Source organism: Streptomyces sp. NPDC059994 (assembly GCF_042737755.1).
Classification (GTDB): domain Bacteria; phylum Actinomycetota; class Actinomycetes; order Streptomycetales; family Streptomycetaceae; genus Streptomyces.
Map to the genome: position 1 here is coordinate 1 of NZ_JBHWUR010000169.1, position 10,941 is coordinate 10,941.

Annotated in this window: 10 protein-coding genes and 1 pseudogene; 5 read left to right on the forward strand and 6 right to left on the reverse strand. The window is 71.6% G+C overall.

Features of this window, described 5'->3' with window-relative positions:
- The first annotated feature begins 473 nt into the window (after window positions 1-473).
- Window positions 474-1,706, forward strand: coding sequence for a cytochrome P450 (locus ACFWA7_RS38435; RefSeq protein ID WP_385827819.1), 1,233 nt, complete (start codon window positions 474-476; stop codon window positions 1,704-1,706).
- Between the two features lie 133 nt (window positions 1,707-1,839).
- Here the strand turns inward: ACFWA7_RS38435 and ACFWA7_RS38440 are convergent, their stop codons facing one another.
- On the reverse strand, window positions 1,840-2,685 hold the full coding sequence (locus ACFWA7_RS38440) for an SDR family oxidoreductase (protein ID WP_385544610.1): 846 nt from the start codon (window positions 2,683-2,685) through the stop codon (window positions 1,840-1,842).
- A gap of 29 nt (window positions 2,686-2,714) precedes the next feature.
- Window positions 2,715-3,608: a ScbA/BarX family gamma-butyrolactone biosynthesis protein gene (locus tag ACFWA7_RS38445; protein WP_385544607.1), complete on the reverse strand. Its 894-nt coding sequence runs from the start codon at window positions 3,606-3,608 to the stop codon at window positions 2,715-2,717.
- A gap of 206 nt (window positions 3,609-3,814) precedes the next feature.
- Here ACFWA7_RS38445 and ACFWA7_RS38450 point away from each other — a divergent pair, with 206 nt between their 5' ends.
- Window positions 3,815-4,486 carry a ScbR family autoregulator-binding transcription factor gene (locus tag ACFWA7_RS38450; RefSeq protein ID WP_385827821.1) on the forward strand — a complete coding sequence of 224 codons (672 nt, stop codon included), beginning with the start codon at window positions 3,815-3,817 and terminating at the stop codon, window positions 4,484-4,486.
- Between the two features lie 30 nt (window positions 4,487-4,516).
- On the opposite strand, the gene ACFWA7_RS38455 is transcribed toward ACFWA7_RS38450, so the two are convergent.
- From ACFWA7_RS38455 to leuA, 4 genes are all read right to left on the reverse strand, one after another.
- Window positions 4,517-5,359, reverse strand: a complete 843-nt coding sequence (locus ACFWA7_RS38455; RefSeq protein WP_385827823.1) for an isoprenyl transferase — start codon at window positions 5,357-5,359, stop codon at window positions 4,517-4,519.
- Between the two features lie 16 nt (window positions 5,360-5,375).
- The gene (gene recO / locus ACFWA7_RS38460; RefSeq protein WP_067158819.1) at window positions 5,376-6,125 is read right to left on the reverse strand and encodes a DNA repair protein RecO; all 750 of its coding nucleotides are present in this window, start codon (window positions 6,123-6,125) and stop codon (window positions 5,376-5,378) included.
- 106 nt (window positions 6,126-6,231) lie between these two features.
- Window positions 6,232-6,951: a TerB family tellurite resistance protein gene (locus tag ACFWA7_RS38465; RefSeq protein WP_385544596.1), complete on the reverse strand. Its 720-nt coding sequence runs from the start codon at window positions 6,949-6,951 to the stop codon at window positions 6,232-6,234.
- Between the two features lie 154 nt (window positions 6,952-7,105).
- Window positions 7,106-8,875, reverse strand: coding sequence for a 2-isopropylmalate synthase (gene leuA, locus ACFWA7_RS38470; RefSeq protein WP_385544593.1), 1,770 nt, complete (start codon window positions 8,873-8,875; stop codon window positions 7,106-7,108).
- A 332-nt stretch (window positions 8,876-9,207) separates the two neighbouring features.
- Here leuA and ACFWA7_RS38475 point away from each other — a divergent pair.
- From ACFWA7_RS38475 to ACFWA7_RS38485, 3 genes and pseudogenes are all read left to right on the forward strand, one after another.
- Window positions 9,208-9,326, forward strand: a pseudogene (locus ACFWA7_RS38475) (peptidase M4 family protein); the annotation flags it as partial.
- Window positions 9,327-9,695: 369 nt separating this feature from the next.
- Window positions 9,696-9,962 carry a protealysin inhibitor emfourin gene (locus tag ACFWA7_RS38480; RefSeq protein ID WP_385544590.1) on the forward strand — a complete coding sequence of 89 codons (267 nt, stop codon included), beginning with the start codon at window positions 9,696-9,698 and terminating at the stop codon, window positions 9,960-9,962.
- Window positions 9,963-9,991: 29 nt separating this feature from the next.
- Window positions 9,992-10,822 carry a GNAT family N-acetyltransferase gene (locus tag ACFWA7_RS38485; RefSeq protein ID WP_385827825.1) on the forward strand — a complete coding sequence of 277 codons (831 nt, stop codon included), beginning with the start codon at window positions 9,992-9,994 and terminating at the stop codon, window positions 10,820-10,822.
- Window positions 10,823-10,941 lie beyond the last annotated feature (119 nt).

The following is a 10,941-nucleotide window of genomic DNA, read 5'->3' on the forward strand; positions in this document are numbered from 1 at the left end:
TGGCCGACCAGCTCGACACCGCCACCGAACAGCATGGCAAGGGCGACCTCGACGCCCTCCTCACCGGCAACGACACCTGGACCGTCCCCGGTTAGTCCAGGCCTGACGCCTCAGTAACACCTCAGGATCCCCGGTGGTAAACCGGGGATCCGGTTTTGTTATTGTCCCTCTCGTCCGAGCATCCGGGGGGAGGACATATGAGCGCACAACAGCGCTCCGTCGTGGGTGACGGTCTCGCGGGGCGTGTATTCAGCCACGCCGTGGCCCCCTCCGCCGTGGACATCCGGCTTCTCCTCCCCGGCCACCGCTGTCCGGGGACGCGCTCGATGGCCGACCGGAAACAACGGCCTCGGTGGGTGCCTCACCGTCGTGAGCTCGCCAGGGAACGGCAACCGCATCGACGTACATCTCCCCCTGTGCCGACAGCAGTCGGCACAGGCACACGTCCTCTCCCGTCCTTACGGAGCACCTCCATGCCCCAGCAGCACTGCCCGTTCGCCATCGACGCCTCCGGCACCGACATCCACGGCGAGATCGCCCGCATCCGCGCGCACGGCCCGGTCACCCGCATCGAGCTGCCGGGCGGCGTGGCTGCCTGGTCGGTCACCAGCACCGAGGCGGCCAAGAGCCTGATGACCGACCCGCGCGTCTCCAAGGACGCCGAGCGGCACTGGCCCGCCTGGATCAACGGCGAGATTCCCCGGAGCTGGCCGCTCGCCATCTGGATATCGGTCCGCAGCATGATCACCGCGTACGGCGACGAGCACAGCCGGCTGCGCAAGCTGACGTCCAGGGCGTTCACCGCACGCCAGACGGCGGCGCTGCGCCCGACGATCGAGCGGATCGTCTCCGACCTCCTCGACAAGCTCGCGGACACCCCGCAGGGCCAACCGGTCGATCTGCGCAAGGCGTTCGCGAGCCCGCTGCCCGTCCAGGTGATCTGCGAGCTCTTCGGCGTCCCGGAGAGCGCCCGCGACCGGCTCTGCCGCCTCATCGACATCACCTTCCTCACCGAGGTGACCGCCGAGGTGGCCGAGGCGACGGGGCGCGAACTCTATCTGGCGCTCAACGAGTTCATCGCCTTCAAGCGCGCCAACCCCGGCGACGACATGACCAGCGGTCTGATCAGCACTCGCGACGAGAACGACGGCAGCGGCCTGACCGAGGTCGAGCTCGTGGACACCCTGCTGCTGATGATCTCAGCCGGGTTCGAGACCGTGGTCAATCTGATCGACCAGGCCGCGTACGCGCTGCTCACCCACCCCGAGGAGCTGGCCCGCGTCCGGCGCGGCGAGGTCGCCTGGGAGGACGTGGTCGAGGAGACCCTGCGCTGGGAGCCGCCGGCCGCCCATGTGCCGCTGCGGTACGCCGTGGAGGACATCGAGATCGGCGGCGTGGTGATCCCCAAGGGCGAGCCGATCCTGGTCGCGCTCGCCGGGCCCGGCCGGGACCCCGAGGTGCACGGCGAGGACGCCGACCGTTTCGACCCGTCGCGCCCGCTGCGCCGCGAGCACCTGGCCTTCGGGCACGGCGTCCACTTCTGCCTGGGCGCCCCGCTGGCCCGCCTGGAGGCGACGGTCGCGCTGTCGGCCCTCTTCGAGCGCTTCCCGGACCTGGCCCTCGCGACCCCGGGTGAACAGCCCGCCCAGCTCCCGTCGTTCATCTCCAACGGCCACCGCGAACTGCCGCTCCTGCTGAACGGCTGACCGGCTGACCGGCTGACCCGCTGACCCGCCAGACAGAACCAGACGGAACCAGACAGAACAGGGGCCTTGCCGGACACTTCCGGCAAGGCCCCTTACGTACGCAGTACGTAGGTGACGCACCCGCACCCGCACCTCAGGCGAAGGCCTCCGCGTGGTCGCGGGCCCACTCGGCATATGAGCGCGCCGGACGGCCCGTCAGCTCCTGGACGGTCTGTGCCACCCCGGCCTTCGCCCCGGCGCGCTGGCGCTCGGCGCTGTGGAGCAGTGCCTCGGCCACCGGCTGCGGATAGCGCGCCAGGAGCGCGGCACGCGCGCGTTCGGGGCCCAGCTCCTCGAACCGGAGCGGCCTGCCCAGGGCGTCGCCGAGGAGCGCGGTCTGCTCGGCGGCCGTGATGGCGGCCGGGCCGGAGAGCGCGTACGCGCGGCCCTCGTGGGCGCCCGGCTCGGTGAGTACCCTCGCCGCCACCTCGGCGATGTCGCGCGGGTCCACGGTCGCGTTGGGCGCGTCCCCGTGGAGCGCGCGCACCACGCCCTCCTCGCGCACCGAGCGCGCCCAGGACAGGGTGTTGGTCATGAACGCGCGGGGCCGCAGCAGGGTCCAGGCGAGCCCGGACTCCCGTACGGCCGCCTCGTTCTCGCGCTGGCGGCGGGTGATGAGGTCGTCGGCGGCCGGGTCGGTGACGGCCAGCGCGGAGAGCTTGACCAGATGGCGCACCCCGGCCGCGCGGGCCGCCTCCACGAACCGGACGTCGTCGGGTTCGCCGATACTGCCGGTGACCAGGAAGGCCGCCCGTACGCCCTTGAGCGCGCGGTCGAGACTGTCGCGGTCGGCGTACTCGCCGCCGGCCACCTCGACGGCCGGGCCGGTGGCCGTCACCCGCTCCGGCCGTCTGGCCAGGATGCGCAGCGGGTGGGCGGCCGCGAGCAGCCGGGCGACCTCGCCCCCCACGGTTCCGGTCGCCCCGGTCACCAGAATCATCGTCGTCCTCTTCTCGCTCGCCGCGCCGGTCAGTCGGCGCGCGGCGCCGACAGCGTGGCGAGGAAGACCAGGCTCTCGTCCTGGTGGCCGGTGACCTGCACACTGGTCATGCCGGGGCGCCGGGGCGCCGCGTCGGTGACCTGTATCCAGCACGGGCTGTCGAACTCCGCGTACCGGTGGAACGCTATGTCACCCCCGACCGGGACGAACGGCGCGGGCCCCAGGGCCGCGCTCGCCGCCTGCCGGGCCGCCTCCAGGAGGAGCATGCCGGGCACGTGGTCGTTGGGGCGCTGGAAGAGCGTGGGGTGCGTGGTGTCCACCCTCAGCCGCCAGACGCGCTCCTGCGGGCAGGCCGCGAGCACCACGTCGGCGGCGCGGGTGCGGCCCGCCAGGTCGGCGGGGACGGGCAGCGGGAGGTGTCCGACGGTGCTGCCGGGGGTCGTCCGGTCGCCGCGCAGCCGCCGGTAGACGCCCGGGCTCAGGACGCGGGCCTGGCCGGAGCCGGTGGCGACGAGCCGGCCAAGGCGGCGCAGCACCCACTGGACCTTGAGCCGCGAGAGCTTGCCGCCGCGCCATTCGAGCCGGGAGAACTCCAGCTCCACATCGATGAGCGCGGGCTGTCCGCCGACGTCCAACTGGCTCGGGTTCGCGGTGTATTCGAGGTCGGTGAGCATGAAGTGCCAGTCGAGCGGCACCCCGTAGCCCGCGTGCACTATCAGCATCGCGGACTGCCGCATCGTCTCGACGACGAGCAGCGGGTCGTGCAGATCGCCCGCGACGGGCTCGAAGAAGACATGGTTGTGCGGCCAGTGCGCGGTGACCGAGAACGTGTGCTCGTCGCGCTGGCGCCAGCCGTGCGGAAAGGCGTCAGTCGGTCTGGCCCGGTGGACCAGTTCAGGTGAGACAGGGTGCGATTGCGTCATATTGGTGGGCCCGGCACCGGTTATGGGTATGGCGCTGGTCAATACTGCTTGTGTTTTGGACATGGCTCCCCCCGAGGCATGTACGAAGAACATAGTCCTGAGTCGCACTGTTAAGATACAAACTAGACGGTTTTTTTCAAGTGACGGGGAGCGGGCGGCCCCGAAGTTCACGGCGTCGATACCGCGGCGCAACACGAGGAGGCAGCGTGGCGAAGCAGGACCGTGCGATCCGCACCAGGAGGGCGATCCTGGAGGCCGCGGCCATCGTCTTCGAGAAGCAGGGGTTCCAGGCCGCCACGATCACGGACATCCTCAAGATGGCCGGGGTCACCAAGGGCGCGCTCTACTTCCACTTCCAGTCGAAGGAAGCGCTCGCGCACGGGGTTCTGAACGAGCAGGGCTCCGGCCCCTCGCTGCCGCCGCAGCCCGTCAAACTCCAGGAGCTGATCGACTCCGGCTCGGTGCTCGCGCACCGGCTCCGTACCGACCACCTGGTTCGCGCCAGTATCCGGCTGACCCTCGACCAGCAGGCGACCGGGCTCGACCGCAGCGGCCCGTTCCGGCACTGGAGCGAGGTGAACGTCGAGGTGCTGACCCTGGCGCAGCAGCGCGGCGAGCTGATGCCCAACGTGGTCATCTCCGACACGGCCGAGCTGTACGTGGGGGCCTTCGCCGGGCTCCAGATGATGTCCCAGACGCTCAGCGACTACCAGGACCTCTCGCATCGCCACTCGGTCCTCCAGCGCCATGTGATGTCCAGCATCGCCGTGCCGTCGGTGCTCGCCGCCCTGGACTTCTCCGAGGACCGCGGCGCCCGGCTCACCGCCGAGCTGGAGACGGTGCCCGTCGCCGAGTGCGCGGCGGCGGCCGCGGTCTGACGACCCGGCCGCCCCGCCCCGGCACGGGAGCTACTCGCCCGTCCCGGTGCCGTCGTGCCGGGGGATGTCGAGGTTGGGGAGCGCCCCGCCGAAGCGGCGGTCGCGCTGGGCGTACTCCAGGCAGGCGCGCCACAGGTCGCGGCGGTCGAAGTCCGGCCACAGCACGTCCTGGAAGACCATCTCGGCGTAAGCGCTCTGCCAGAGAAGGTAGTTGGAGGTGCGCTGTTCGCCGCTGGGGCGCAGGAACAGGTCCACGTCCGGCATGTCGGGGTAGTAGAGGTACTTGGCGAAGGTCTTCTCGCTGACCTTCGACGGGTCGAGCCGGCCCGCCTTCACGTCCTCGGCCAGCGCCTTCGCCGCGTCGGCGATCTCGGCCCGGCCGCCGTAGTTCATGCAGAAGTGCAGCGTGAGCCGGTCGTTGTCCTTCGTCTGCTCCTGGGCGATCTGGAGCTCCTTGGCCACCGAGCGCCACAGCTTGGGCATACGGCCCACCCAGCGCACCCGGATGCCCAGTTCGTCGAGCTGGTCGCGGGTCTTGCGGATGAAGTCGCGGTTGAAGTTCATCAGGAAGCGCACCTCGTCGGGCGAGCGCTTCCAGTTCTCGGTGGAGAACGCGTACAGCGAGATGGAGCCGACGCCCATCTCGATCGCGCCCTGGAGCACGTCGAGGACGCGCTCGGCGCCGACCTTGTGGCCCTCGGTGCGCGGCAGCCCGCGCTCCTTGGCCCAGCGCCCGTTGCCGTCCATGACGACCGCCACGTGCTTGGGGACCAGCTCGCCGGGGATCTTCGGCGGGCGCGCACCCGAGGGGTGCGGCTCGGGGGTCGTGTACTCGCGCCGGGACCGGCCGCCCAGGATTCCGCGTCGTGCCATGTGGCGTTCTTCTCCCTCAGTTCTTCTCTACGTACCGCAGTGAGCGCAGGCCGCGCTCCAGATGCCAGTGCAGATAGGCCGACACGAGACCGCTGCCCTCGCGCACATGCCTCGGCTCGCTCGCGTCCGCCGTCGCCCAGTCCCCGGTGAGCAGCGCGCTCAGCAGTCCGACCGCCTCCGCAGAGGGTACGACGCTGCCGGGGACCCGGCAGTCGGCGCAGACCACACCGCCGCCGGCGATCGAGAAGAACCGGTTCGGCCCGTGGATGCCGCACTTCGCGCAGTCCTCGAAGCTGGGCGCGTAGCCGTTGACGGCGAGCGAGCGCAGCAGGAAGGCGTCGAGGATCAGATTGGGGGCGTGCTCGCCGCGCGCGAGCGTGCGCAGCGCGCCCACCAGCAGCAGGTACTGCTGCACGGCGGGCTCGCCCTCGTGGTCGGTGAACCGTTCCGCCGTCTCCAGCATCGCGGTGCCGGCGGTGTACCGGGCGTAGTCCGTGACGATCGCGCCACCGTACGGAGCGATCGTCTCACTCTGGGTGCACAACGGCAGGCCGCGCCCGACCAGTTCGCTGCCGCGCGCGAAGAACTGCACGTCCACATGCGAGAACGGCTCCAGACGGGCCCCGAACTTGGACTTGGTGCGGCGCACCCCGCGGGCGACGGCGCGCACCCGCCCGTGCCCGCGGGTCAGAAGCGTGATGATCCGGTCGGCCTCACCGAGCTTCTGGGTCCGCAGCACGATGCCGTCGTCCCGGAACAGACTCATGGCCCCATTGTTTCACCCCTGCCGAGTGTCTCCGGTGGCCCGCTTGTCCGGCCGGGGGCCCGGGGGCCGTCCCCGGGGAATGCGGCACCGTGGGGGACTGACTCCGTCAGGACGGGGTCCGGGCCGCCGCCAGGAGCCGGGCCACGTCGTCCGCGCACAGCTGGAGCGCGCCGCCCACCGTGGTGAGGACCTCGCGCTCGGCCGGGCTGTACGGGCCGTCGGCGAGGGCGATACGGGCGCCCTGGAGCAGGATCGACTCCCGGCCGGCCGGGGCGAGGTGCGGGGCCAGCGGCCCCAGGGACTCGTGGAGCTCGATGGCGAGGGCCGCGCCGCACGGGTCGGCCTCGGTGTGGGTGAGGAACCGCCCGGTGTCGGCCGCGAGCGCCTCGATCAGGGTGATCAGCTGCTCCTCGGTGCAGTCGTCGTACCCGGCGGCGCGGACCGTGGCGGCCGCGGTCGAGGTGACCGTACGGGAGGAGGTGCCGCCCGCGGCGAGGACGGCGAGGGCGACGGTGTGGACGGCGTCGCGCAGCATCGCGGAGAAGCGGGTGGTGGTCGGGTGGTCGAGGGCGTCCGTCCCGAAGTGGGTCTCGCAGGCCGCGCACTCCACGACGGGCCCGGCGGCCCCGCGCGGCAGCAGCGGGACGCCCAGGACGGTCAGGCGCCGACGGCCGGTGCGGCGGCGGAAGTTGCGGTCGCCCCCGCACTCCGGGCAGAAGAACTCCCCGTCGCCGACAGTGGTCCAGGACGTACGGATCGTCCAGATTCGTTCGGGGACGCCCACGGCGCGAGGCTTCGTCCCGTTCTGTCCTCGGCCTTGCACCACCGCGCACCTCCGTAACGGACCGGCAACATTGCCGCGTTGACGTGATGTTAGCCACATCGATGATGTGACGTCAGCACCCCGTGGGAAGGAGTGGCGCAAAGACGGCGCCCCACCGGCCTTTTGGGGCCGGTGGGGCGCGGTGCACGACTGGGGGCTACTGGCGGGCCGAGCGGTTGACGGCGGAGATGACGGCCTTCAGCGACGCGCGCGTGGTGTTGGCGTCGATGCCGATCCCCCACAGGACCTGCCCGTCGATGGCGCACTCGATGTACGAGGCGGCCTGCGCGGACGCGCCCTCGCTCATCGTGTGCTCCTGGTAGTCCAGCAGGCGGGCGTCCACCCCGATGGCGGCCAGCGCCTCGAAGAAGGCCGAGATCGGACCGTTGCCGGTGCCGGTCAGGACGGTGTCGACGCCGTCCACGACCGCCTCGACGGTCAGCGTGTCCCGGCCGTCCGTGTCGGTCGTGGTCTGGCCGGATCGCAGCTGGACGCGGCCCCACTGGTTGGCCGGATTCGGCAGGTACTCGTCCTGGAAGACCGACCAGATCTGGCCCGGCGTGACCTCGCCGCCCTCGGCGTCGGTCTTCGCCTGGATGATCCGGGAGAACTCGATCTGCATCCGGCGCGGCAGGTCCAGCTTGTGGTCGTTCTTCAGGACGTACGCGATACCGCCCTTGCCGGACTGCGAGTTGACCCGGATGACGGCCTCGTAGGAGCGGCCGACGTCCTTCGGGTCGATCGGCAGGTACGGGACGGCCCACTCGATGTCGTCGACGGTGACGCCCTTCGCGGCCGCGTCGGCCTCCATGGCGTCGAAGCCCTTCTTGATGGCGTCCTGGTGGGAGCCGGAGAAGGCCGTGTAGACCAGGTCGCCCGCGTAGGGGTGGCGCGGGTGGACCTCCATCTGGTTGCAGTACTCGCTGGTGCGGCGGATCTCGTCGATCTGCGAGAAGTCGATCTGCGGGTCGACGCCCTGGCTGAACAGGTTCATGCCCAGGGTGACCAGGTCGACGTTGCCGGTGCGCTCGCCCTGGCCGAACAGACAGCCCTCGATGCGGTCGGCCCCGGCCATGATCGCCAGCTCGGCCGCCGCCACCGCCGTACCGCGGTCGTTGTGCGGGTGCACGGACAGGCAGACGAACTCGCGGCGGGTCAGGTTGCGGCTCATCCACTCGAACCGGTCGGCGTGCGTGGACGGCGTCGAACGCTCGACCGTGGCGGGCAGGTTGAGGATGATCTCGCGGCCCTCCTCGGGCTGCCAGACGTCGCAGACCGCCTCGCAGACCTCCAGGGCGAAGTCCAGCTCGGTGTCGGTGAAGATCTCCGGGCTGTACTGGTAGCCGAAGGTCGTCTCCGGGCCCAGGATCTTCTCCGCGTACTCCATCACCAGCCGGGTGCCGTCGACGGCGATCTGCTTGATGTCGTCCTTGGAGCCGCGGAAGACGACCCGGCGGAAGGTCGGGGCGGTGGCGTTGTACAGGTGCACGGTGGCGCGGTGGGCGCCGCGCAGGGACTCCACGGTCCGCTCGATCAGATCCTCGCGGGCCTGGGTCAGGACGGAGATCGTCACGTCCTCGGGGATCGCGCCCTCTTCGATGATCGAGCGTACGAAGTTGAAGTCGGTGTCGCCGGAGGAGGGGAAGCCGACCTCGATCTCCTTGTAGCCCATGCGTACCAGCAGGTCGAACATCTCGCGCTTGCGGGCGGGCGACATCGGGTCGATCAGCGCCTGGTTGCCGTCGCGCAGATCGGTGGACAGCCAGCGCGGCGCCTTGGTGATCCGCTGCTCGGGCCAGGTGCGGTCGGGGATGTCCACGGCGTCGTACCTGCCGTACTTGTGGATCGGCATCCCGGAGGTCTTCTGGGTGTGGGTCGCGTTGGTGACGGGCGTCGGGCGACCGACAGAGACAGAGTTCTCAGACATTTGCGTGGGCTCCTCGGGTCCTGCGGACTTGGGGGTCCCCCCGCTCCTCAGGAGCTTGGGGGAGGCCGACTGGTCGAAAGCAGCACCAGATCCCGCGGGGAGGGGGTCGGCCTACGACTACAGGCCCTCGCCGCGGCAGCTAAGGAGAAGCAGCCCGAAACGCATGATGTGCCGCAGCCTAGCCGAGGGGCGCCGAAAGCGCCGGTCCCGTTTCAGTATGCGGGACGTGGCAGAAGTGGCCAGGGACCAAAGTCCTGACAGGCACCGGCCCCGATGGCTTGGGACCAATCATAGTGGCGAGCAGTGACAGCCTCATGACGCAGTGCCACATTGCCCTGTTCGCGGACTTCGCCCGGCTGACGGTGGCGGCGGCGCGCGCCCGGTACGGGGAGGGCGGGAACTCCACGCGGTCCTGAAGGCCTGGTCCCAGGCCGGCGTCCCGGCCGGCTGAGCGCGACCGGCAGGGCCGGGACCGGCTGAGCGCGACCGGCTGAGCGCGACCGGCTGAGCGCGACGGGCAGAGCCGGGACCGGCTGACGCGGGGGCGGTGCGCGACCGGCAGGGCCGGGACCGGCTGAGCGCGACCGGCTGAGCGCGACGGGCAGGGCCGGGACCGGCTGACGCGGGGGCGGTGCGCGACGGGCAGGGCCGGGACCGGCTGAGCGCGACCGGCTGAGCGCGACCGGCAGGGCCGGGACCGGCTGACGCGGGGGCGGTGCGCGACGGGCAGGGCCGGGACCGGCTGAGCGCGACCGGCTGAGCGCGACCGGCAGGGCCGGGACCGGCTGACGCGGGGGCGGTGCGCTGCTAGACAGGGAGCATGCGCATCCAGGTGACCCGCACAGGAGGATTCGCCGGCATCGAGCGCCGGGCCGAGGTCGACACCTCGGGCCGGACCGACGCGGCGGAGTGGCAGGCCCTGGCCGAGGCGGCCCTCGCCGACGGCCGGGCCGAGCCCTCCCCCGGCGTACCCGACGGCTTCCACTACGAGATCACGGTCGACGGCCGCACGGTCCACTGCGCGGACCCGCGGCTGTCCCCGGCCCAGCGGGCGCTGGTGTCACGGGTGCTGAAAGAAGGTGCGTAGCAGGGGGAGATCTTGCTTTCATGCGAGGCATGACGACATCTCGCGTGACGCCCTCCGCACCCGACGCATCCGAACTCGCCCTGCTGGAAAGCTATTACGACGCGGCGCCGCGCACCTCGGCCCGCGCGGAGGACTTCGGTCCGCTGACGCTGTTCGTACGGGAGGGTGCGGGCTGGCCGTTCTACGCCCGGCCCACGCTCGGGCACGCGGGCCCGGTGTCGGCGGCGGACGTGGACAAGGTGCGGGCACGCCAGCGGGAGCTGGGAGTACCGGAGGCGTTCGAGTGGGTGGACGAGGTGTCGCCCGGTCTGCGGGCGGCCGTCGAGTCGTCCGGCCTCACGGTCCACGCCCACCCGCTGATGGTGCTGGCCCCGGACGCGCCCGCGCCCCGGCCGCACCCGCTGGTCCACGTCCTGGGCGCGGACGACCCGCTCCTCCACGCGGCCCTGGTCGTCCCCCACCTGGCGTTCGCTGCGCCCGGTACGGCCGTGGGCCCGGCGGGCCCCGCCGAACTGGCCGCCGAGATCACCGCCCGGGCGGGCGACGGCCGCGCGCCCCAGGTCGCGGAGCGCATCCGCGCCGGTGCGACGGCGGTGGCGGCAGCCGTCGAGAACGGCCTCCCGCTCTGCTCCGGCATGCACAACCCGGTGGGCCCGGTGACGGAGATCGTGGGCGTCGGCACGGTGCCGGCGGCGCGGCGGCGGGGTCTGGGCGAGGCGGTGACGTCGGCCCTGGTCACGGATGCGCGGGCCCGGGGGGCGTCGACGGTGTTCCTGTCGGCGGGGGATGAGGACGTGGCGCGGATGTACGGGCGGCTGGGGTTCGGGAGGGTGGGGACGGCGCTGATAGCGGAGGCGTGATTTTCCCCCCACCCCGCCCGTTCCCTCTGTCACATGTGCGGCTCCGCCGCGTGGCCTCCGGGGGTGGGTGGGGGGAGGGTTTTTCGCGGGGGGGTCGCCCCCCGCCCCCCCGATAGGGG

Excerpts from the sequence above, each read along its gene's own strand:
- ACFWA7_RS38435 (WP_385827819.1), top strand. The coding sequence starts at position 474 with ATGCCCCAGCAGCACTGCCCGTTCGCCATCGACGCCTCCGGCACCGAC.
- ACFWA7_RS38440 (WP_385544610.1), bottom strand. The coding sequence starts at position 2,685 with ATGATTCTGGTGACCGGGGCGACCGGAACCGTGGGGGGCGAGGTCGCC.
- ACFWA7_RS38445 (WP_385544607.1), bottom strand. The coding sequence starts at position 3,608 with ATGACGCAATCGCACCCTGTCTCACCTGAACTGGTCCACCGGGCCAGA.
- ACFWA7_RS38455 (WP_385827823.1), bottom strand. The coding sequence starts at position 5,359 with ATGGCACGACGCGGAATCCTGGGCGGCCGGTCCCGGCGCGAGTACACG.
- recO (WP_067158819.1), bottom strand. The coding sequence starts at position 6,125 with ATGAGTCTGTTCCGGGACGACGGCATCGTGCTGCGGACCCAGAAGCTC.
- leuA (WP_385544593.1), bottom strand. The coding sequence starts at position 8,875 with ATGTCTGAGAACTCTGTCTCTGTCGGTCGCCCGACGCCCGTCACCAAC.
- ACFWA7_RS38480 (WP_385544590.1), top strand. The coding sequence starts at position 9,696 with ATGCGCATCCAGGTGACCCGCACAGGAGGATTCGCCGGCATCGAGCGC.
- ACFWA7_RS38485 (WP_385827825.1), top strand. The coding sequence starts at position 9,992 with ATGACGACATCTCGCGTGACGCCCTCCGCACCCGACGCATCCGAACTC.